This window comes from Bradyrhizobium sp. Pha-3 (assembly GCF_042258325.1).
GTDB classification, from domain to species: domain Bacteria; phylum Pseudomonadota; class Alphaproteobacteria; order Rhizobiales; family Xanthobacteraceae; genus Bradyrhizobium; species Bradyrhizobium elkanii.
The window spans coordinates 814,540-834,460 of record NZ_CP170151.1 but is presented as its reverse complement, the minus strand read 5'-3'; the positions used below and the strand labels follow the sequence as shown (position 1 = coordinate 834,460).

The window sequence follows — 19,921 nt, the reverse complement described above, 5'->3', positions numbered from 1 at the left end:
AAGCTCGGTCTCCTCGAGGCGCCGGTCAGCTGACCGGTCTTTCCGAAGCGCAGCGTCGCGCGCTCGCCCTTGCCGACAACCGCATCGCGCTGTCGGTGGTCCGGCGGCTCGTCGGATACGGGCGCTTCGACGGGGGCGAGACGGCCCGCGTGATGGCACGTCTCTACGCCGCGGCGCGCCTGCTGGTGAACTTCTTCCAGCCGTCATTCAAGCTCAAAGAGAAGCGCCGCGAGGGTCCGCCCACGGCGACATCAACCCCTGAGTCGCGCTTGCAGTGCCTGCCGATTGGCAACGACGTTGCTGAGGTTCAGCTGGTCTGGCTCCCGTCCTTGCGCCAATTGCCTAACCAGCTCCCGCGTGCCGTCCACGACAAAGACGCCGCAATCATAAGTGTTCTGCTGCTGGGCCATGCCGGCGGGCTGCAGGGCGAGGTTCAGCCTTTCTGCGAGTTGTCTTGCATGCGTCTCGTTGTATCTCCCGTAGGAATCGTAGTGATAGGCGACAGGCCGTTGCCGGTTGCTGCGATCAACGAACAGCAGCGACCAATGCCTGCCGCGGTCCGTAGCACTGGCATCGTTCACTGGCAGCAACAGGAAGTCGGCTGTATCGTTATCACGCCGATCATGGACGATGCGATGGAATACGCGTAGCACGTCGCTCTCCGCGCCCAGGCGCAGCCGCAGCGCTTCGAGGGGATCTACGAACCGCGTCCGGGCGGCGAGATCCGAATCGCTCCTCTGCAAATCCAGCTCCTGAAGCTGGTAATCCCTGAGGATATGCTCGTCGCCCAGCCATTCCGTGTCCTCGAGCACCAGCCCGCGGTTGTGGGACAAGGCTATCGGATTCAACGCCCCGATCTGAGCATCGGAGGAGGTGATCGGAAACCGCCGCACGATATCGTCGCGCAATGGGGACGGTGCGGGCGCGGTCAGATCAACCAATGGAAGACCGTCGTAGGTGTCTGAACGAGCCCTGGCAGAAGGCGCTGGCGCAAAGTGAGCACTGTCATCCAACTCGGCCGCATCCGGATCAAGCAGTGCCCCAAACCCACGATAGAGATCCTGAGCCCTGGCAGTTGATGGTGATGCCGGTTCTTGCATCTGCCGCGCAAGCTCCTCGCTCAACCACGCCAAAGCGTCATCGTCCGAGTGGGCGGACACCGGAGAAAGCCCCTGCGGCGAGCCGAGCTGTCGAGCGCCCTGGTGATGCCCCGGTACCGGCCCGGCAAACGGCGGCGGAAAGCCAGGCGCCCGGCTCCAAGCATTGTCGCGCAACTCAAATGATGTGGGCGAATTCGGATTAAACGATACCTCAAGACCGCCGTAGGTGTCTGAGCAAGCCCTGGCAGAAGGCGCTGGCGCAAAGTGAGCACTGTCATCCAACTCGGCCACATCCGGATCAAGGAGTGCCTCAAATCCACGATAGAGATCCTGAGCCCTGGCAGTTGATGGTGATGCCGGTTCTTGCATCTGCCGCGCAAGCTCCTCGCTCAACCACGCCAAAGCGTCATCGTCCGAGTGGGCGGACACCGGAGAAAGCCCCTGCGGCGAGCCGAGCTGTTGAGCGCCCTGGTGATGCCCCGGTACCGGCCCGGCAAACGGCGGCGGAAAGCCAGGCGCCGGGCTCCAAGCATTGTCACGCAACTCAAATGATGCGGGCGAATTCGGATTAAACGACACCTCAATACCGCCGTAGGTATTTGAGCGAGCCCTGGCAGAGTGCGTTGGCGCTGCTTCCACGGTCGGCCGGGCAGGTTCCTGCCCAGCTTGGACTATGTCCTGCGCCTGCTCAGGAGGAACCTCGGGCCACGATGGGCCGTCTTCCACCATTAAGCGCAGATCCTGATCGTAACCTTCCGGGAGGACCAATGGCCGACTGACAGCTCGCTGCCGCGCGCTGTGCTGCGCAGCGGCGCCCCCGACGTACATCGCGACCGCATGCGGCGCCGTGACATCTTCGTAGCCGCTCCGCAGCAGCATCGGCTGCGTCTCCCATGACGACGTACCCTGTTGATGGGTAGGCGCCGGTGTCGGCTGGCCGCCTGAATTGGCGATCTCGCTCAGCTGCCGCTCGCCGGCAACGCCTTGCGGATTGTTTAGGGTCCTCTGCCTCTTCGCTGGCCTCAACTCAGCTGTGTCATGCTCATCGTTGATGAGGACCTCCTCGCTTGGCAGGCGGTTGCTCCTGGCAAGCGCAGCCATCGGCTCGTCCGGGGACTGCTGGCGGTCGGGCTCTCCGGGATCCGGTGCCTGGTCATGGCGCGCGGCTGGCTCGAGAGATGACGACGAGCGGGGTTCGTCCATCAGCCCCAAAAGCAAATCCTGATCGCGGCCTTCCGCGGGAAGCTCCTCTGGCCGACGGCCAGTTTCCTGCGACGCGCTGTGCTGCGCAGCGGCGGCGTCGACGCGCCTCGGCTCCATCAGTACCGTGTCTTCGGGATTGATAAAGGCCACGTTCTGGGGGTGAGGATTCAGCTTAGCGCGTCGTGAGATCGGCACTTCGCCCGTCGACCGCAAGGTCCGGAGATAGTCGATTGCCTGAACGAGTCTCTTTGGATTACCCTCTCCGGTGAACTCGAGCACCTCACCGCCATCGGTCAGCGACTTATTGTCGAGCCGATCACGAATGCTCGGTTTTTCTTTTGCGAAAAGCCAACGGCTAAAGCTACGAAGGGAACCTCCGTGCTGCTCGGCAGCGGATTTGCTGAACCCGCCCTTGATGAGGGCCCTCTCAAGCCCCGAAATAAGGGGAGCATCCACGGAATAAAGAGGCTGCTTCCTCTTCCCTATCACAATCCAAGTTGACTGAGCCGACTGCGGCGCCGAGGACGACGGGCCGGGTTCATCCATCAGCCCCAAAAGCAAATCCTGATCATGGCCTTCCGCAGGAAGCAATTCCTCTGGCCAACTGCCACCCTTCTGCGACGCAATGTGCTGCGCAGCGGCGTCGCCGACCCGCCTCGACTCCCTCAGGGCCGCCTCTTCGGGATCAATATGGCGCTCGTGCTCCATCGCCTCAGCGCCGGCCTGCGATTTTCGGAGACGAGCCAGTGCGGCACCAATCCTGGAATCAGCACCGGCGACCTTCCTATAGCTCTCGACATCTCCATCAAACGACGTGCCGAGCCCAGCAGCAATGCCCGGCCTGTTGTTGTCACGCAGGTAGTCGCTGAAATTGCGAAGAGCAGTTGCATCCCTCTTGCCGGCATCTGTCGCTACTTCGTTTTTGTACTCTTTGATGAGTGCCGCGTCCTGGGGATAAGGATGCAACTCAGTGCGGCCTGCGATCGGCACGATTCCGCCCGTCGACCGCGAGGTCCTGAGATGGTCTATTGCCCTATGGAGTGTCGCGGGACGCTTTTCGAACAACTCGCGCGCATCAGCGGTCAGTGACTTTTCGTCGTCGAGCCGAGCAGCAATGGGATCTTTGTTATTTGCGTAGAGCCTCTGGCCAAAGCTGAGAAGAGTACGTACATGGTCCTTGGCGGTGCCTTCGGCGGCCCCGCCCTTGATGAGGGCCTTCTCAAGCCCCGAAATAAGGGCAGCATCCTCGGGATAAAGAGGCCGTCTCCTCCTCCCTCTCAAAATCCCAGTTGACTGAGTCGGCTGCGGCGCCGAGGACGACGCGCCGGGTTCGTCCATCGGCCCCAAAAGCAAATTCTGATCATGGCCTTCCGCAGGAAGCAATTCCTCTGGCCAACTGCCAGCTTTCTGCGACGAACTGTGCTGCGCAGCGGCGTCGCCGACCTGCCTCGACTCCTTCAGGGCCGCGTCTTCGGGATCAATATTGCGCTCGAGATCCATCGCCTTAGCGCCGGCCGACGATTTTCGGAGACGATCCAGCGCGACACCGATTTTCGAACGAAAAGCGGAGACTTTCTTATAGCTCTTAACATCTTCATTTAACAACTCGCCGCGAAGCCGACCAACAATACCCTTCTTGTTGTTGTCACGCAGGTAGTCGCTGAAATTGCGAAGAGCGGTTGCATCCCTCTTGCCCATCTCTGACGCTACTTCGTTTTGGTACTCTTTGATGAGTTCCGCGTCCTGCTGATAAGGATTTACCTCAACGTGGCGTGTGATCGGCACGACTTCGCCGGTCGACTGCGAATTTCGGAGATGACCTATTGCTGTAAGAAGTTTCCAGGGCTCACCCTCTCCGCTGAACTCGCGCGCATCTTGAGACAGCGATTTTTTGTCGTCGAGCCGAGCAGAGATGCCCTTTTTGTTATTTGCGGAGAGCCAATGGCCAAAGCCGCGAAGAACACGTAAATAGTTATTGGTGGTGCCTTTGGCGGCCCCGCCCTTCGTAAGGGCCTTCTCAAGCCCCGAGATAAGGCGAGCATCCTCGGAGTAAAGGATCTGATTGCACTGCCTCCCTATCAAAACCTCCGTTGATTGAGCCGGCTGCAGCGCAGCGGCGGCCGGCATTGCTCCACCACCCACACCTGAACTGCTGATCTCTCTCAATTGCCGCTCAAAGGTCGCCGCGGCTGCAGACGGAGCCGCGGGTGAGCTCTCTTGCGGACCCGTGCTGCCCGATTGTTCATGCACCGACTTGGTCAAGGGGAAATCCATCCGTCCTCTTCAAATATGAACCTGGGCTATCGATCTGACATGCCGGGCAATCAGCAACAAACCGCCCTTTACAGCGCCGGCAGGCACGCACCGTGAGCATCGGCAGCGGATGTTCTTCCAAGGGGATCAGCCCTGTATGTTTGTTAAACTTAAATGGGGAAGCTGTCGAGAACCTGATGACGACAATTGCCGCGCCAAGACAGCATGGCGCATGTGCCTGCGCGCTTCGCCGTCAACAGCCGATAGACCGAAGATTCAGAGACAAAATACTGCTCCTCATCGGTGAGGCGTACGGCCAGCTTTCGCGGCGAGGACTATCTCCAGCCAACATCTTTGTGAATCGACGCTGAACATTGACCCATCAAGCACTTGGGACGCCGATCGGCGTCCGGACCCCATATGGACCCCGCCCGATTGCAACGACCGACTTGATCAGGATCGACGGCCACAACTACTGACGTATATCCGGCTTCTTGATGCGGCTGGACAACGTCTTCGCCGCGAGCCTCGATGGTTTTCGCATGCTTCTGTGAATCGGCGCGGGGGTCCGACGCCGATCGGCGCCGGGGTCACTTTTCCGGCACTTGAAAAATCAAGACGTTAGCCCACGAGATAGACTGATTGAGGGGTCAAATTTCGATCCGCATTCACATACGATCGAGCCACTCCTGCTCGTAGGGCAATTCGTCGAGCAGCAGCAGGGCTTTCTTGCTCAGATCCCGCCAGTCTGCGGCGGGCGCCTCAAGGATCCTCTCCGCAATTCCGCATGCGGTGTGGGTCATCTCCTCAACGATCTCGCTGGGAAGCGGCCCACGGGCCAGGTCGGTCAATCGGCGATGGGTGTAGAGAAACTGCGAAAGGGTGGTGGGTCGTTCAGCGGACGGAAATGAGGCGGCTTGCAGCATTGGGCGGGTTCCTTTATTGTGCATCTATCACCTCTATGGTGACAAATGCACTATACAGGAATTAACCATGGTGACAAGTGCACAAATTAGGGCGGCGCGCGGTTTGTTGAACTGGACCGTTCGAGACCTTGCGGAGAAATCGGGTGTGCACAGAAACACCGTGACGAGGGTTGAGACCGACGCGACGGCACCGGGTCATTCGATAGCCGCCATCCGCGCCGCCCTCGAATCTGCCGGCGCCATCTTCCTGGCAGATGGTCAATCGATCGATGGCGGCCCTGGTGTGAGGCTGGCGAAACCGAAGGCCTAGCTGCCCACACCTATCGGGGCGCTTCGGCGCGTCCATAGGGATGTGGGTGCTGCCCTATTGTAAAGCCACACTCCCATTCCAGCGTGCGGCGGCAGCAACGATTCGGTGGCGCCCGTGTCGACCGTTGATCTCAACGCCCTCGCGACAGATCAGTATCTCAACGCCAAGCAAGTTCGCGAGCGCTACGGCAGCGTATCGAACACTTGGCTATTCCGGCGCATGCGCGATGCGGCCTTTCCGCAACCGTCGACGCGCCTCGGTGGCCGCACCAGGTTCTGGCTTCTATCCGAGTTATTGGAGTGGGAGCGGAGCAAGCTCCCTATTGACGCGGACAGCGTAGGCGAATGATGACCAAACGGTTCGCGATCCGCAGTGACGAACCAATCACGGTCGATACACTGGAGCGTTGCTTGGATTGTCTTGCGATCCTAATGGATCAGTCGCCACAAGGCGGTGAAGTCTATCTCCCGATCTTCGAGCGGCTTGAATCAGAGCTTGCCACTGCGAAAGCGAAGGAAGACATGATGGAGCGAGCGCGCGTTAGGGCCGCGCGGTTTATGCAAGAGCACTCGATTAAGAAGTAGCCGCTACGTCTTGGCTGACTTACGGAATTTTTCCGCATTCTCCGCAGCTACAGCTAAGGCCCGCGACAACTCAAGCGCCTGCTCCACTGTCACTTGGAAGTGAACGCCGACAATGCTTGCAATGACGAGCGTGATTTCGTCGTCCATCTGCTCAACACAGATCGCCGCCGATTCATTTAGTTCGATCTCAGCAATTAGTCGTCCGTTAAGAAGCCGGATTGATCGAGGCTGGCCGGGCGAGCGTGCGCCATAGCTGGGCCAGGAACAGGCACAAGAGATATCTCAGCCAGGCGAGGATGCGGCGGAAGTTGTGTCCGACGGCTGAGAGGACGACGTTGGCGGCATCGCCGGCGCGGCCTTTGAGGTAGCAGCGCCCGAGGTGGCCTTCCGCCTTCAGGTGTCCGATGATGGGCTCGATGGCGGAGCGGCGGCGCAGCTCGCGCTTGATGACACCGAAAACGCCGCGCTTCTGGCCGGAGATGAAGACGCGACGGGGATTTTGTGCGTCGTGGCCGCGGTATCCCTTGTCGACATAGGCCCGCTCGATCGGACAGCCGGTGAGTGTCTCGGTGCGGTCAATGACGTCCCGCAAGGTGTGACCGTCGTAGGGGTTGTCGGGCAGTGCGCTGGCGTGCAGCACGAACAGGCCACCGGGAGCCCGGCGGTTGTTGGTGACGATGGAGGCCTTCACGCCGAACTCGTAAGGCGCGCTGGCCTTGCCCTTGCCGATGCACTCCACTTCCGGGGCATGGAAGGAATAGAGCTTCCAGCCGCGCTGGCGCTGCTGCTGCGAGCGGATCTGCGTGGCCCGGCCGAGCGGGAGGGCGAACGCCTGCTCCAGTGCTGGCTGGCCTTCGATCTTGCGGCGGATGTCGCGGATGATCCGGCCCAGCCGGCTACGCAGGATACGCAACTGCCGCTGATGCCGCCTGAACTGTTTGGCATGGGCGTAGCGGCCGGCCATCATCGCGGCGGCCTTGGCGATGCGAGCATAGGATTGCCGCAGCCTGACGCCGTGCCTGATCGCCAGGCGGTTGAGCCCCTTGATGGCCGCATGCAGCAGCTTGGCATCGGTCGGAAAGGTGATGGCCTTCGGCTGCACCGTGGTGTCGACCGTAACCCGCTTGAGGTCCTGGCTGCGTAATGCACCGGCCTCGTGCGCTACCCGCAAGCTCTCGGCCAGCAGCAACTCCAGCTTGTCGCCAAGCCGCTTGCGCCAATGGCTCAGGTCCGAGCGCTCGTGCGGGAACGTGTGCTGAAAGAACTCTTCCCCGGTGAAGAACTGGAAGTATGGGTCATGGACCCAGCGCTCGCACACCTCCTCATCGGACAGCCCGTAAATGTGCTTGAGCAACAGCAGACCGATCATGAAGCGCGTCTCGATCCCGGGCCTGCCGTTCTCGCTGTAGAGCGGCGCGATCTCGCCGTCGATCCAGTCCCAATCGACCTTGCCGGCGAGCAGAACCAGCTCGTGCTTCATATTGATGATCTGGTCGAGCCGAGCCCGGAACAGATCGTTCGATCCCGTCGTCTTGTGCTTCTTCGGCCGCATCGTTCCCTCCGATGCAGACAAGGAATCATGCTTCCCGCTTCGAGGGAATCCACGAAAACCAAATCGCAAGGTTCTGACGCCCAAAGCATCAAAACCTTGCAATCTGGAAATGCCCCTTAGCCCAAATCGAGATTCCCGATCAGTGGCTTAGTCCTTCTTCACGGACGACCAATTAGTTCGATCTCAGCAATACGTCCGATGAGATCATCCGGTTCATTCGTCATGGCTACAATCCATCCGGCGATTGGGCTCGCGACTGGCGTAGGGTCCGCTCGACAGCAATTCGAGCCCAGAGAACACGAACTGGTCAACTACAAGAATTTGTAGTCGCACACCTACCGCAGTGACCGGCATGATTGCGGACCGTCGCAGCGGAGGCCGCAGACGCAATTTCGGAGGGGGATGTGCCTGCGGCCTAGGGGGAACTGATGAGCGAAAGCTTTAGGGTTGGTTTCGCGATAGCCATCACGGCAGCCGTAGTCGCAGGGGCGTTTTTTGCTATCCGTTTTTTGATTGGCTTTTACGGATAGGATCTCGCCGCCCTACTTCCACCCGAACCTGTCGCAAATCGATGCGATGATTTTGTCGATCGCTATCGCGATGTTCTCATCAGCATATTTTCTGGCCAGGGCGGCAAGTGCGACTATCTGAATCAGAAAAATGCAGATGACGGCCACAAATCCTAAGTGGGGAAATGTGGCCAAATCAATTAGCGTAATGCGCGCGCATATCCAGTAGAATCGTTCCTCGCGGCGCTCATCGGCCTTTTGAGCCCAACAGTCCTGGGGGGGGCGCGGGGGCGACTCGGCGTCGCGAAACATGCGAAACGACGCTGTCCCTGCCACACCCGCGCCGCGGTGAAGTTAGCGGCCACGTGACTCGGCGCCTCCATACCGAAGAAGCGCTGTCCCTATCGCGCGCGCCACTAACTTCCGTGGTCAGCCTTACCGCCTTGAGCTGCAAAACTGACCGCCCCGCCCCCGAGGGGGGGCATCAACCCGCGGGGGGCCCTCGCGTTGTATCGGCGAAAAGCCTCCCGGGCCCCTACCAGGATTGGTTGGGCTGCCTGGGCCGCCACTGAACGCTAAACTGGTCACCCAGCCTTTGCAGCACGAAGGAGAGAGCCCTGTGGTTAAACTCGCACGCGTTCGCTGCATCAATAAGACCGACAGGATGAATCCCCACGAGAGGATTGAAAGTGTCGGAGGTGAATATTCAAACGGAAGTCAATGGAAGCAGTCTGTCGTTCAGACGATCAGAGACATTGAAAGCGGCGAATGGGAGTTCTATGTCGAAGAAGACGGACTCATGGCTGGCGTGGTCGTGGCCGAACACAACGGGCACAAATACATCAAGACAACGGCGGACGGCGTTCAGCCAGACAATCTTCTTTCACTGGCTGAGTGCCCGTGATCCCCACTAGCGACGGCCTCCACGGCTAAGACCCCCCTTCCGCGAGCTAACGCTTTTTCCTTCCGGCCGCCCTGCGCATCCCGACACGGAGCTTCAGGGCCGCCAGCGCGGCGGCGCTCGTCAAACGATTTGCGCTCGTTCCAATCGGCTACGGCGCGGAGACTCGCCGCACCGGCACCAGTGGAGATGGCCTGCTGCAGATGCGAATTGTTTATTCCCTCGGCCCGTTTCGGCTTCGATAAAGTGCGAGAAATTCTCGCACTTTCTCCAACGGCCATTTCTGCCTGCACCTGCTCCCAAATCTCCTTACGTCGCTTGATGTAAAACCTCTCGCACCTAGCCAACCACCGGACATTTGCGGAGAGCGAAGCCGTCTCTTTCCGGTGGACAGCCTTTGGTTGCGATAGCAACTTGGTCGTTTTTCAGGACGTGAGATTTGCTTATGCGCGATTAGCAACTGCCGTTTTCTCGCGTTTGCTCGGATTGCACCTCAAAGCGCGAACGAAGATCCTACCGCCGATTACTGTCATGCAGTGCGATTTTGACCGGTGCGTGATGCTGCTCTACATTTACACGGTCATAATGATCGAGTCGTGGCTCGATTTCTGGCTCGCGTCAGCCCAACGTCTCGCCCCAGCATGCTGCCCGTGCTGGGGTCTCTCTTTCGGAGACTGACTTGGAGTCCTGGCAGCCTGTCGGTCGTGATTGAAGCAAGACAGTCCGTCACCCTTTCGTCAGCTATCGCGAGCGCACCCAGTGCCTTTTATGACTAACCCGCACACCGCAAGCAGCGCGGGCGCGCTGGCGAAAGTCTCACAGGCATGCCACCCGAACCGGTTGGCACACACGCGGCTCTCCTAGAAGAGCGCGTATGCGTGCAGCGATCTTCCGCGCCTCCTTCGGCCCGAGGTTGGGTTTCAAGCTGTCGAGCCTCCTCGGCATTAGACGTCGCGATTTGGCGATCTGCTTGGCTCAAAGACTGATCGGCCGCGCTGGCCTGATTGGCTGCAAACACCGCAAGCGCTTGGGACCGCAGGGACGTGATTTGCTGCTCGAATATGTGCATCCATTGGCCTGTAGCTACCCTGTGTGGTGACGTCGCAAGCGATGGTGGCCAGCCTTCGCCCCTTGGATTGGCAGGGCTGGCCACCTTTGCTCCCGAGGGGCCCAAAATTCCCCCCTGGTGCCACCAAGGAGTATCGCTGAGAAGGACTGGAAGCACCTACCAGTACCAGTGGGTTGTCGCGCCCCCGCGTGCATGCCATATCAAAGTGCTCGGCCTGCAAATGTTCGAGCTGGCTCCGCTCATAGGAGTAACCGCCGTGCCTAGGACCGAAGTGGTAGCGGCAATCCAAGCATTCACGGACTACGTCCGTAGGCCAAGCCATACACCGGCAGAAGACACGTACGCGCCACAGCGAACTGAAGAACAGCTGGCCGATTGGCGATCCCGGGTTGAAGTTATCTGCTCAAAAATGGACGCGGTGGCGGATTGCCCTCTTTCGACCTTATCCGAATTCGAGGCGCTCAGACGCGAGATGGGGACAGATTTTCCCGCAACACCACCCGCTTTACTAAACCGTGTAGCGGACGCATTTTTACGCTGCGGGTCGGCGGATGCCGGCCCCTTAATCAGGACGGAGCCGGATGATGCCTAGCACATTCTCGCTGCACAAGATCGACGAAGCTATACGCGACCTCGAAGAAAAAGTTGCTCACGGTGCAGAAATCAGCCGCGAGGAGCTCGCGAGCGGCATTCTGCGGATTACGAAGCGTCTTCGAGATGAACTCGAAGCCGCGCTCAAGGTAATCGATAGCCTCAAGGATCACACCGGGCTCACGGTGGCAGCCGCGCGACCTAAACAGCGGGAACGTTAGCGGCCACGTGACTCGGTGCTTTGGGGTGGACCGATAAAGCGCTGTCCCTATCGCGCGCGCCACTAACTTCGCCCGGTCAGCCTCAAGGGAGGGAGAAGCTGACCGGGCAACGTATCCTCCGGACGAATGCCCTAGAGCAACTACCAGGATTGTGGGCGGTGACTTGGCAATCAGTCTCGGATCGCAGGCAGCGCCGTGGCGAGTCGCCATCGGCAACTTACTACCAAGGAAGGTACAGCGCGACGAACAGTACCAAGAGGATTAGAGCGCACGCCCACGCGAACAATAGCGCCTTATCCATCGGCCGATTCCGATCGATCTCCTCGGCCGCCCGCAGCGGCGTACCACTGCGGCCTTTCTGTTGAGCAACACAATGGGTGGTGCATCACTCGATTCGTAGATTTTCCGCCGACTCCTTTCCGCGATTTTTCACGATGTCGAAGCTGACTTTTGCGCCCTCTGCGAGCGAAGTAAAACCAGCCTTCTCAACCGCGGAGATGTGGACAAAGACGTCATTGCCGCCGGAATCCGGTTGAATGAACCCATACCCCTTTGTTGGGTTGAACCACTTCACTGTCCCAATTGCCACCTTACTTCTCCATTTTTCAAAAATGAAAAGTAGTGCGCGACTCCGACAAAAGAATGGCTTGTCGCGACGCGCGTCCGCAGGCCATACGGGTGGCACCGATCTTACATCCTCGCCAGGACGCTAAGCGCGTTCTGACCTGCCACGTTGATGTTGTTGGCGTTGGTGCCATCGCCCTGTTCGTTGGCTGAGAACACGTGCAAACCCAATAGTGGCGGAGCCGCGTACGCGGCTGCTCCACCGACCTGAGTAGTATTCGTCCGCCTGCAAGAACCCCCTGACCAATGAAAACGTTGGTCGCATCCACGCCAATACCGGAAACCGCGGCTGCTGAGTTCGTGACCAGACCAATGCGTGATGCATACGAAATCTGCGTCGCATCTTCGGCCAGCCCGAATACAGCCGACACCTGATTGCCTGCGGACGCTCTCGCCTGCCTCACGGTCGCGCTGGAATAGGTGTATGCGAGGCCGCTATCGATCGCCGCTGCGGATGCCGTCACGCGGTTATAGGCATTCCACACGCCGAGGTACCCAGCCACACCGCCAGACCCCGAACCGCCAAGAATCCAATCAAGTTGCGACGATGCATTGCTGCGCGTGGTGCCTCCGCGCCACGCTGCCGGCCCATTGGTGATGGCTTGATTGTTGAGCCAGATACCATTGACCTGGCCCAACGCCGTTCCAGCCGAGCGCACCGTGTCGCTTGTCCAGTCGGGACCGTGAGGCAGCCGCAGCGTACCGCTGTCGTTCCAGACAAACCAGTCATTGACCTTGCTGGCGCCGATCGCCGCGGGGTTCTTGGTGATGTCGGTCGTCGCGATCGACAACTCGGCAAATGTCGTCATCGTGAGTTTGGTGCCGTCATAGATTGGCACCTGATTGCCGTTGTAGAGCGCATAGTACAGCGTCGTTTTGGCGCTCTGCGTCGTCGTCATCACGGGCGTTGCGCTCACCAGGGTCAGGCGACCTTGCGGCGGAGACAGAACCCCGAGATTGCCACGTGACGTTTGAGCACTCGCCACGTCCGACAGATTGTTGGCGCTCGACAGATCACCAGCCCCAGGCTGGCCCACCACGTTGAAGTTCCAGTCCGCGAGCGTGCCGCTGCCGCCGGTCTTGTCGGACGTCATGGTCAGCGTCGTGCCGCTGTAGGTGACGAGGCCTTCCATCCAATTCGCCGTGTTCGCCGCCGAGCTAGCCCGCACGCGAGCGCCATTCTGATAGGCGAGGCCGGCCTGCGTGGTGAACGCTTTGGATCCGGTGCCGATAGCGAGCGACGTGGTCGAAGTGCCGCCATACGTGGGGGCGTTGGCCCCCGCAGCACCGGTTGAGCCCGTGGCGCCAGCATCCCCCTTCGACGCCAGCAATTGCCAGTATGTCGCATTCGGAGGCGTGTGGTTGGTGTGGCCGAGATCGGAGGTCATTCGATCGATCGAGAACGGGACCAATACATTCTTTACGTTGGTCGGCGGTAAGCGCGCGGACGTTGGCGTCGTTAGCGGCCCGAACGGAAAATATGTTCGAACTCACGCTGACGGCTACTACAACGATAACCTACTAGCTCTGCCGGAGTGTCCGTGAGTTTTAGTCAAGTAAATCGTCCGCCTCCTCTGCCGGCGCCCAACTGATCTTGCTCGCATCGGCCGGTGTCGCGCCCATACTGCTTAGGCACAGCCTCAGTAGGCTGAGCGATTTTGTACCCATCTCCGCGCCGCTTTGCAGGCGAGCGCGCAAGACTGATGCGATGGAGACAAGACAACGGTGAGATGCATTGAGCCATGGCAACTCGCTGGCGAATTCACGCCATGCATTGGCCTGTTGCTCGTTTAGCCAAGTGGGTGGAGCGCCGATTTCGGCACCGGTTGGATCGTTGCGTTTATAGCGGCCAGCATTGATGATGTGCCGGCCTTCAACCAGCGCCTTGGCGGCCGGCTTTCTTGGTCGTGGCATTTTGCCCCTGGGGGTCCGAATTGCAGATGCGCGTGAAATGGGGGGCCGCCGGTAGCTAGTGGCGGCAGTGGGAGGGATCTGACCCACCCCTCCCCCTGCGCTTAAAGGATGCCGCGGGCCCGCATCTTCGCTTCAACGCGCCGTCGTGCTGCCTGGTTGTTGCTGGATGCTCGACTGATCTGAGCTGAGGTGTCCTTGCCGTAGGCTCCCCACAGGACCAAGCTGATCTCGAAAAGTTTGGCCTCGGTGATGAGGCGCTTCGGAATGTCGCCACCGTCGTCCCACTCCTCGACAACTGGAGTAAACGACACGCTCACCTCGTTGACAGTGCCAAGGCCTCCTGCCCTAAAGGCGCATCAGGATGCGGCTCTAACGAGTAGTAGAGTCCGACGTTATCCGAACGTAGTTTGAGGGTGCCGTTGCTGATGCGCCCCAGAGGCCTGCTGACATCATGACTGCAAAGCGCGGCGACGTCTGGATTTTGCGCGATGTGCTTGTCGAATGCGCCGCGCGCGAAGCGTTCCTCGAAGAGCCCCGCGATGATGGCCGGCCGATTCCAGGAAATCGCGAATCCTGAGATGGTTTCAGCCATTGCGTTGCGTCACCCGCAATCGTTTCTCGCGTTTCGCTTGCATCAACTTGCGCGCAATCACGGCTGGTGAGTCCGAGCACTCGGAGTGTCGGCTTTCGCCAGGCATCTTTACACGGCGCCGAACTGGCTTTCGGTCGGCCACATCGGAAGTGCGTTCGGATCCCTTAGACATTGTGGCCCGCCTCCTTCACTTCCTTCAAAAAGTAAAAAGCGCGGCCTTCGCGCCGATCGCCCAAGAAGTGCGCGCGCACTGGCCGCAGATAACCGAGGCGCACATCCTCGCGCTCCAGATCGTCCAGCAGCGCGTCGTGCTTTTCTCGGGCTTGGCTGCTTCCAACGCGCGAGCGGCCTCACATACCGCACCCAAACGGCGCTGGTACTCTGGCATCACGGTGAAGCACACGAGCTTGGAGGCTACGTTCCGCGCTTCGTCTGTGCGCCTATGCAGGACCTCCCGCGCTGACTCGATGTTTGCTATCTCCGTGGTGACTTCGCGGAGCTGCCGCGACAGATCGGCAATGCTGTCAGTAGGATCGTCACCAAGCAGCGCGGCCACGCCGGGCGAGATATGTTTCCCAAAAGCCGCCCTGCCCGCCTCGATCTTACCGCGCAGTTTCGAGCGCTCGCTGTTGAGCTTAGAGTCTCTCTGCTCCAATTCCACGCGTTTCGCGATCAGGTCGGCGTACGAGCTGTCGGCCTCCGCGAGGCTGGGGACGCGGAATTCGTCGGTGGTCTTCGTCTTCAACGGAGCCATTAGGCAACAACCTTTCCAAACAATGCATCAATGATACCGGCCACAGCGGCGACGTTGATGGTGACTGACTTGTGATGGCCATTGGATTGCCAGTGAGCGCAATGAGCGCCCGGCTGACTGAAGCGACTGACCGACCCATCAGGTTTGTGAATCGCGACGGCTCTACAATTGCAGGATACGGCAACCTGAGATTTTCGCGCCTCCGCGACGCCAGTGCGTGCGTCCTCGACCAAAATCGCAACAGCGATCGGCGCGTTGGGAATCGACTGCGGGGCCCCATCCAGGTTGACACTACCGGGTGTCATCGCGTGGTAGGCGCGGACCGCGTCAACAGCGGTGTGCAACTCGGTGTCAGAGGCGAGCGCAACAACGAGGTCGAGAACATTGTCCTCGTCTAGCTCAGGCGCAACGCCCGGTGCGCCGGAAGGCAAGATTCCGGCTTCCTGCAAACGCCTGGCGATTCCGGTGCTTCGCGAGCGCGGGAAATCAAGATGACGCTCGATCGCGTCGAGCACGTGATTCCAAGTGGCCATTGGGGCCGCTCTCCTTTCAGGATTGGAAATTGCGATTGGAGGGTTAAATAAAACGCCGCATGCAGCGGCTTCGCGGCTCAGGGCCGGGAAAAAGTGGCGACGCCGGGTGGTGGCCAGCGCGCCGAGTGCACGTCACGTCAGACCACAAATCGTGGTCTTCAAGGTGATACGTTCCCAACTATGGCGAAAACTGGATTTTAAGCCGCCAGCGCGATTTTCCTCCGGCGCGGCCTGTTCCTGCGAATGTCGGGCTCATTATCATTGGCCACCTGCGTCAGGAATCGCTTGGCGTCGATTGCCCGGATCATGGCGTCCTCAACGGCACCGAATTGCATGAGCCGAATGCCGCTTGTCGCCGGGGCGGTGCGGCCCGCAAGAAATTCAGCGCCCTCCGCAACTGCATGCGACCACCTGGAGTACGGTGCGCCCACGTCCTGCTGCCAATCCAGTAGCTCTGGCCTGGCGGGCTTGCCGGGCTTGTTGGGGGTGGCCGCCTGTTTGGTGCGGCGCTTGCCTTTGCTCTGGCGATATTGCTCGGCAGTTGAATGCCATCGCCCGTCCAAACCAAACCACTTGGACATATCCGCATTAAACGTCGCCCTCGCCGCCGCATCCAATTGCCAGCCATGGGCCGGCCCCATACCGGGGAAGCGGCGGTGTAGAATGCGGTTCAGCTCGCCAGGGCGCGGGCGGACCTCGGTAACATGGTCGGCTGCTATGGGTTGGTCGTTGTCGTTTGCGTGTTGCATTGGTTGTCTCTCGTGACGAGCGTACCTGACCGCTTCTGCGGTCTTGTGCGTCGGCATCTGCGTGCCGATCGAATAATCAAACAATCAAAAAAAGTTATACGTAACTCGGCCACTGGTTCGGGCGGCTCGCGGGATCCAAGGGATTTGCTATATCCCCGCCCCATGTTTTGGTTTTCATTTTGCACTCGGAGATGTTTTCCTGGGGGCGCGGGTCCCTATGTGAACGGCGGGAGAGATCAGCTAGACCCCGCCGCCGTGCGCGGTGTGCGCGATGTGCGTGATTTTCACGTATGACTCTCTACACGCGCGCGCGAAGCGCCTATAATGGAAAAATCGCGCACATGTCGCACACGTAGCACCGACCATTGAAATCATTTCGTTTTCCCGTGCGCGATCCGTGCTCAATCGCGCACGCTAGGTTCTTTCTCGGCCTGCCTAAGCAGTTGCAGTCCGATATAGAGTTGTCCGCCGCGTACCCTTTGCCCCTTCTTGAAGCCACTCTTGGTCAGCGACTGGACAAATCCCTTCTGGCTTCCGGGGCGCTCGCCAGATGCTTCAGCATAATCGGTCCACGATTTGAACAGATCCGCGACGAAGTCTGAGATGCTACGATTGTCCGGCTCAACTCGGCAAGCATCCTTCAGCCACTGGCCGAACGTGTCTTGCTCGGCAAAATACGTTTCGGTCGCCTCAACAATAGATGCAGGTCGCACCAAACCATTGCGCTGCCAGTCCCGGCACCCATCAACCATCCACCGCAGAATGGCGGGCGCCTCACCGCGAAGCTTTGCTTCAAGTTCACGATCCGGCTTCGTCGGCTTTCGCGTGAACGGCACGATGTTGAATCGCCGCCGGGCTGCGGCGTCGACGCTATGCAGTGCTGGCTGGTGGTTTCCAACCACAAACAGTTTGAATTGCGGCTGGAACGTAAAGAAGTCCTGCCTCATAAAGCGCGCTGAAATCGCATCGCCGCCCGTCATCTGTTTTATTCGCGACTCGGCCCAAGCCCTGCCCTCCTCTGTCTCGCTGGCGCTGACTAGACGCGCACCGCGCAACATCGCCAAGTCTGTCGGGTGTCTGTCACTGCGGCTGGCAACGAACGTGTCCATTGACGCCGTAGTCGCATAATCGTGCAGAATATAGCTAGTGGTGTTGAGAAAAACCGATTTCCCATTACCGCCGTCGCCATGCACAAAGACAAGTGCATGTTCGCGCGTGTCGCCCGTAAGGCAGTAGCCGCACCACTGCTGCAGAAAGCGGATCATTTCACCGTCGCCGCCAGTCGCGTCTTGAAGAAATCGCAACCAAAGTGGACAGTCTGCCTGGGCAGACGGCGCGGTGGACGTTAGTTTGGTAATGCCATCTGCAGGGTCGGCAGCGCGCATTTTCCCTGTACGCAGATCAACGGTGCCGTCTGGCGTTCCGAGCAGAAACGGGTCGCGGTCCCAAGCCTCGATCGTGACGGCGAAGGTTGGGTCATTGCGAGCGAACCCCTCGACTCCTGAAGCGAATGAACGCTTTCGTATAGTCGCGAGCGCCTTCGGAGACAGGCCCTGTGACATATCGCGGGCCATCACCCTAACATGGTGAGCCGCAAGGCCGACTTCGTTCCTGCGCCAGTACGAACCATCCCATTCAAACCACGCGCCAGTGGAGTGGCAGAAGCGCAGCGTGTCTCGATAGGTGCTCGCGAATATATACGCAACACTATCCTCGGTTACCGAAGTGCCGGGATTAGATGCGGGTTTGTTGTCGTTGGCTGCGACAGGCTCCTCATCGCGGGCTTCAACGGTTGAATTGGACGCGTCGGTTTTAATTGCATTTTGCATTCAGCAATCGCCCTTCAGGACAAAGTTGATGTTGATCGACGCGCTGCGGCACGCCTGGCGGGTTGAGTAAGAAGACGAGCAACGCTGACTGGCTTGGTGTCATCGCCGCCGCCAACTCGTTTACGCAGCCACTCGGCGGCCTCTGACGCGGACATGCTGAGGCTGACTGAAACCATGTTGATCGGCGAGTAGCCGGCGTTTCCAGCCGAATAATCGACAATACCACTGGGCTGGATATTCAGCGCGCGGCCTCGCTTCTTCACCTTCGAGTTGATCGAGGGGCGGAAGGATGCAACAGCGTGGAAGCCGCCCTGGTACTTGCGCAGATCTTCGAGTCCAAGCTCCGGCACCCATGCATCGAGGCTAGCCAACGCGCGGCGTTGATGTGTCAGCCCACGGGTGGTCACTATCGACTACCACCGGGCCGCGGTCACTGGCTTTGCTGGCTGGCTTAATCAGCGTCCCGCGCTCGGCGAAGTACGCCTCCGCCCGAGCCAACAATTCGTCGATCGCCTCTGGTGTGATTTCCGGAAGCTCGGCCAACGGTGTTTCGGCCGGCGAACCGTTGAACCATTCGTAAGGTCGGCCCGTATCGGGATGCGTTCCGAACGCCACGAATTGCGTGCGTTCACCAAACGCCTCGACCTGACACTTGGCGCCGTTGATCAGGTAGGCGCCTGTTGCGCGCTTCTCGCGAGGCTCGGTGGCGCGGAATGCGAACAGGGTCTTCGGTGCCTTGCCCATCCGATACGGCGCTCTGTCCGACCCCGGCAACTCCATCACCATCGCGCGGATAGCGTCGGCAGTCTCAGCGTCCGGCGTGTCGACATCAAGCCCCACAAGTTCGCCGCAGAGCAGACCCGTATTTGTGGCGTCCGGATAGTTGCGAGCGATGCCTTCCATTTGCGCAGCGGACCACCGCGAGCGCTGCCAGTTACCCATGACAGCGGCTTTGCCACTACACGCGACGGGACGGTATCCGTAAGCAATAAGGCTGCGACGAAGGTGGATAATGCGCTTAAGCGTGGCCCGCATGTTGGCAATCGCCCTCTAAAACGAGAGATGAAATTGATTCGACCATCGCGGGCGAAAGCGCAGCCCCGCGCGCGTAAGCTCGATGCGATCCATCGGCCGCACGCACAATGCGCACGCCGAACAACTTCACCCCTTCGCAGACTTCGACGTCCGCAAGGGCAACGTCAGCACCGAGCGGCGAATGAGTGGCGAGGATTTTCATATTCCGGGTCTCCCTCGATCAGAAGCTTAGTCAGTTGCCGGTCGACCTGAACCGGATCGTAATACAGGTTGAACGAGCCGGGGATCTTGACCGGCTCTCTGAAGTTGTGGTGGAAATTGAGTTGTGGCTGCACACAATTCCTCCGTTCGTAGTGTGTGATGAGTAGTGAGATTTTTCGGGCGTGACACTAAAGGTCGCGCTGCAGATATTTGGCGGGCGACGCGGGGCTGTTGTTCACGCAGCTACCTTGGACTTGCCGTTATCGTTTGCGCCGCGGGCAGCAAGCCGCCGCCGCGCGCGTGTCATCACGTCATCCTTCGACTGCATAGCGGCAAGCTCCCGCTCCAGGCGTTCGACGTAGGGCGCGAAGCCCGGCCGGTCGTGCAGCACCATCACCTCGGCGATGAGAGAGCTGGCCTCGCAAATTCGGACAGTAGCTTGAGTGGATTTTCTGCCTGACAGCGGCGAGG

At 59.7% G+C, this 19,921-nt stretch carries 23 protein-coding genes and 1 pseudogene; 7 read left to right on the top strand and 17 right to left on the bottom strand.

From position 1 onward, the window contains the following. Positions 1 to 251 precede the first annotated feature (251 nt). Positions 252 to 4,577 carry a Ulp1 family isopeptidase gene (locus ACE10X_RS03930; protein ID WP_178372642.1) on the bottom strand — a complete coding sequence of 1,442 codons (4,326 nt, stop codon included), beginning with the start codon at positions 4,575 to 4,577 and terminating at the stop codon, positions 252 to 254. Positions 4,578 to 5,224: 647 nt separating this feature from the next. Continuing rightward, entirely contained in the window at positions 5,225 to 5,482 is a 258-nt protein-coding gene (locus ACE10X_RS03925; RefSeq protein ID WP_014498629.1) for a hypothetical protein, read from the bottom strand. Between the two features lie 67 nt (positions 5,483 to 5,549). On the opposite strand from ACE10X_RS03925, the gene ACE10X_RS03920 reads away from it, so the two are divergent. The 3 genes from ACE10X_RS03920 to ACE10X_RS03910 all read left to right on the top strand — a co-directional run bounded on the left by ACE10X_RS03920 (position 5,550) and on the right by ACE10X_RS03910 (position 6,376). Continuing rightward, positions 5,550 to 5,792, top strand: coding sequence for a helix-turn-helix domain-containing protein (locus tag ACE10X_RS03920; RefSeq protein ID WP_011090956.1), 243 nt, complete (start codon positions 5,550 to 5,552; stop codon positions 5,790 to 5,792). 114 nt (positions 5,793 to 5,906) lie between these two features. Beyond that, positions 5,907 to 6,140 carry an AlpA family transcriptional regulator gene (locus ACE10X_RS03915; protein ID WP_223153795.1) on the top strand — a complete coding sequence of 78 codons (234 nt, stop codon included), beginning with the start codon at positions 5,907 to 5,909 and terminating at the stop codon, positions 6,138 to 6,140. Further along, positions 6,137 to 6,376, top strand: a complete 240-nt coding sequence (locus ACE10X_RS03910; RefSeq protein WP_016846398.1) for a hypothetical protein — start codon at positions 6,137 to 6,139, stop codon at positions 6,374 to 6,376. The genes ACE10X_RS03915 and ACE10X_RS03910 overlap by 4 nt, the downstream gene beginning before the upstream one ends. A 3-nt stretch (positions 6,377 to 6,379) precedes the next feature. Here ACE10X_RS03910 and ACE10X_RS03905 read toward each other — a convergent pair whose 3' ends face one another. From ACE10X_RS03905 to ACE10X_RS03895, 3 genes are all read right to left on the bottom strand, one after another. Then, positions 6,380 to 6,523, bottom strand: coding sequence for a hypothetical protein (locus ACE10X_RS03905; protein ID WP_196238411.1), 144 nt, complete (start codon positions 6,521 to 6,523; stop codon positions 6,380 to 6,382). Between the two features lie 58 nt (positions 6,524 to 6,581). Next, entirely contained in the window at positions 6,582 to 7,928 is a 1,347-nt protein-coding gene (locus ACE10X_RS03900) for an IS5-like element ISBj5_B family transposase (protein ID WP_011084757.1), read from the bottom strand. Between the two features lie 542 nt (positions 7,929 to 8,470). Continuing rightward, positions 8,471 to 8,749: a hypothetical protein gene (locus ACE10X_RS03895; protein ID WP_014498626.1), complete on the bottom strand. Its 279-nt coding sequence runs from the start codon at positions 8,747 to 8,749 to the stop codon at positions 8,471 to 8,473. A 307-nt stretch (positions 8,750 to 9,056) separates the two neighbouring features. Here ACE10X_RS03895 and ACE10X_RS03890 point away from each other — a divergent pair, with 307 nt between their 5' ends. The 3 genes from ACE10X_RS03890 to ACE10X_RS03880 all read left to right on the top strand — a co-directional run bounded on the left by ACE10X_RS03890 (position 9,057) and on the right by ACE10X_RS03880 (position 11,219). Beyond that, positions 9,057 to 9,341: a DUF3892 domain-containing protein gene (locus ACE10X_RS03890; RefSeq protein WP_011090958.1), complete on the top strand. Its 285-nt coding sequence runs from the start codon at positions 9,057 to 9,059 to the stop codon at positions 9,339 to 9,341. An 871-nt stretch (positions 9,342 to 10,212) separates the two neighbouring features. Then, the gene (locus ACE10X_RS03885) at positions 10,213 to 10,437 is read left to right on the top strand and encodes a hypothetical protein (RefSeq protein WP_154694125.1); all 225 of its coding nucleotides are present in this window, start codon (positions 10,213 to 10,215) and stop codon (positions 10,435 to 10,437) included. 551 nt (positions 10,438 to 10,988) lie between these two features. Continuing rightward, positions 10,989 to 11,219, top strand: coding sequence for a hypothetical protein (locus ACE10X_RS03880; protein ID WP_014498624.1), 231 nt, complete (start codon positions 10,989 to 10,991; stop codon positions 11,217 to 11,219). A gap of 385 nt (positions 11,220 to 11,604) precedes the next feature. Here the strand turns inward: ACE10X_RS03880 and ACE10X_RS03875 are convergent, their stop codons facing one another. Together ACE10X_RS03875 and ACE10X_RS03870 are read right to left on the bottom strand one after the other, a co-directional pair. Next, the gene (locus ACE10X_RS03875) at positions 11,605 to 11,808 is read right to left on the bottom strand and encodes a cold-shock protein (RefSeq protein WP_011090960.1); all 204 of its coding nucleotides are present in this window, start codon (positions 11,806 to 11,808) and stop codon (positions 11,605 to 11,607) included. A gap of 16 nt (positions 11,809 to 11,824) precedes the next feature. Then, positions 11,825 to 13,231, bottom strand: a complete 1,407-nt coding sequence (locus tag ACE10X_RS03870) for a hypothetical protein (protein ID WP_011090961.1) — start codon at positions 13,229 to 13,231, stop codon at positions 11,825 to 11,827. On the opposite strand from ACE10X_RS03870, the gene ACE10X_RS03865 reads away from it, so the two are divergent. Beyond that, positions 13,143 to 13,388 (top strand): DUF3892 domain-containing protein, encoded by a 246-nt coding sequence (locus ACE10X_RS03865; protein ID WP_309248086.1) that lies wholly within the window; start codon positions 13,143 to 13,145, stop codon positions 13,386 to 13,388. The two genes, ACE10X_RS03870 and ACE10X_RS03865, sit on opposite strands and share 89 nt — an antisense overlap. Before the next feature lie 3 nt (positions 13,389 to 13,391). Here ACE10X_RS03865 and ACE10X_RS03860 read toward each other — a convergent pair whose 3' ends face one another. The 10 genes and pseudogenes from ACE10X_RS03860 to ACE10X_RS03815 form a co-directional block, all read right to left on the bottom strand. Next, positions 13,392 to 13,757, bottom strand: a complete 366-nt coding sequence (locus ACE10X_RS03860; RefSeq protein ID WP_014498622.1) for a hypothetical protein — start codon at positions 13,755 to 13,757, stop codon at positions 13,392 to 13,394. A 101-nt stretch (positions 13,758 to 13,858) separates the two neighbouring features. Continuing rightward, a pseudogene (locus ACE10X_RS03855) lies at positions 13,859 to 14,349 on the bottom strand (HK97 family phage prohead protease). Positions 14,350 to 14,545: 196 nt separating this feature from the next. Further along, on the bottom strand, positions 14,546 to 15,094 hold the full coding sequence (locus ACE10X_RS03850; protein WP_223153797.1) for a hypothetical protein: 549 nt from the start codon (positions 15,092 to 15,094) through the stop codon (positions 14,546 to 14,548). A gap of 8 nt (positions 15,095 to 15,102) precedes the next feature. Continuing rightward, positions 15,103 to 15,636 (bottom strand): hypothetical protein, encoded by a 534-nt coding sequence (locus ACE10X_RS03845; RefSeq protein WP_011090966.1) that lies wholly within the window; start codon positions 15,634 to 15,636, stop codon positions 15,103 to 15,105. A 197-nt stretch (positions 15,637 to 15,833) separates the two neighbouring features. Continuing rightward, positions 15,834 to 16,385, bottom strand: coding sequence for a hypothetical protein (locus ACE10X_RS03840; protein ID WP_014498619.1), 552 nt, complete (start codon positions 16,383 to 16,385; stop codon positions 15,834 to 15,836). Between the two features lie 401 nt (positions 16,386 to 16,786). Next, positions 16,787 to 18,214 (bottom strand): phage/plasmid primase, P4 family, encoded by a 1,428-nt coding sequence (locus ACE10X_RS03835; RefSeq protein WP_011090968.1) that lies wholly within the window; start codon positions 18,212 to 18,214, stop codon positions 16,787 to 16,789. 14 nt (positions 18,215 to 18,228) lie between these two features. Then, positions 18,229 to 18,564 carry a hypothetical protein gene (locus ACE10X_RS03830; protein ID WP_161536874.1) on the bottom strand — a complete coding sequence of 112 codons (336 nt, stop codon included), beginning with the start codon at positions 18,562 to 18,564 and terminating at the stop codon, positions 18,229 to 18,231. A 13-nt stretch (positions 18,565 to 18,577) separates the two neighbouring features. Then, entirely contained in the window at positions 18,578 to 19,156 is a 579-nt protein-coding gene (locus ACE10X_RS03825) for a bifunctional DNA primase/polymerase (protein ID WP_231088587.1), read from the bottom strand. A 76-nt stretch (positions 19,157 to 19,232) separates the two neighbouring features. Further along, on the bottom strand, positions 19,233 to 19,451 hold the full coding sequence (locus ACE10X_RS03820) for a hypothetical protein (protein WP_129964954.1): 219 nt from the start codon (positions 19,449 to 19,451) through the stop codon (positions 19,233 to 19,235). Between the two features lie 234 nt (positions 19,452 to 19,685). Next, on the bottom strand, positions 19,686 to 19,844 hold the full coding sequence (locus tag ACE10X_RS03815; RefSeq protein WP_016846393.1) for a hypothetical protein: 159 nt from the start codon (positions 19,842 to 19,844) through the stop codon (positions 19,686 to 19,688). Positions 19,845 to 19,921 lie beyond the last annotated feature (77 nt).

Coding starts and splice junctions, on each gene's coding strand:
- ACE10X_RS03930 (WP_178372642.1), bottom strand. CDS start 4,577: ATGGATTTCCCCTTGACCAAGTCGGTGCATGAACAATCGGGCAGCACG.
- ACE10X_RS03925 (WP_014498629.1), bottom strand. CDS start 5,482: ATGCTGCAAGCCGCCTCATTTCCGTCCGCTGAACGACCCACCACCCTT.
- ACE10X_RS03920 (WP_011090956.1), top strand. CDS start 5,550: ATGGTGACAAGTGCACAAATTAGGGCGGCGCGCGGTTTGTTGAACTGG.
- ACE10X_RS03910 (WP_016846398.1), top strand. CDS start 6,137: ATGATGACCAAACGGTTCGCGATCCGCAGTGACGAACCAATCACGGTC.
- ACE10X_RS03905 (WP_196238411.1), bottom strand. CDS start 6,523: ATGGACGACGAAATCACGCTCGTCATTGCAAGCATTGTCGGCGTTCAC.
- ACE10X_RS03900 (WP_011084757.1), bottom strand. CDS start 7,928: ATGCGGCCGAAGAAGCACAAGACGACGGGATCGAACGATCTGTTCCGG.
- ACE10X_RS03895 (WP_014498626.1), bottom strand. CDS start 8,749: ATGTTTCGCGACGCCGAGTCGCCCCCGCGCCCCCCCCAGGACTGTTGG.
- ACE10X_RS03885 (WP_154694125.1), top strand. CDS start 10,213: ATGCGTGCAGCGATCTTCCGCGCCTCCTTCGGCCCGAGGTTGGGTTTC.
- ACE10X_RS03880 (WP_014498624.1), top strand. CDS start 10,989: ATGATGCCTAGCACATTCTCGCTGCACAAGATCGACGAAGCTATACGC.
- ACE10X_RS03870 (WP_011090961.1), bottom strand. CDS start 13,231: ATGACCTCCGATCTCGGCCACACCAACCACACGCCTCCGAATGCGACA.
- ACE10X_RS03860 (WP_014498622.1), bottom strand. CDS start 13,757: ATGCCACGACCAAGAAAGCCGGCCGCCAAGGCGCTGGTTGAAGGCCGG.
- ACE10X_RS03845 (WP_011090966.1), bottom strand. CDS start 15,636: ATGGCCACTTGGAATCACGTGCTCGACGCGATCGAGCGTCATCTTGAT.
- ACE10X_RS03840 (WP_014498619.1), bottom strand. CDS start 16,385: ATGCAACACGCAAACGACAACGACCAACCCATAGCAGCCGACCATGTT.
- ACE10X_RS03835 (WP_011090968.1), bottom strand. CDS start 18,214: ATGCAAAATGCAATTAAAACCGACGCGTCCAATTCAACCGTTGAAGCC.
- ACE10X_RS03825 (WP_231088587.1), bottom strand. CDS start 19,156: ATGGGTAACTGGCAGCGCTCGCGGTGGTCCGCTGCGCAAATGGAAGGC.
- ACE10X_RS03820 (WP_129964954.1), bottom strand. CDS start 19,451: ATGAAAATCCTCGCCACTCATTCGCCGCTCGGTGCTGACGTTGCCCTT.
- ACE10X_RS03815 (WP_016846393.1), bottom strand. CDS start 19,844: ATGGTGCTGCACGACCGGCCGGGCTTCGCGCCCTACGTCGAACGCCTG.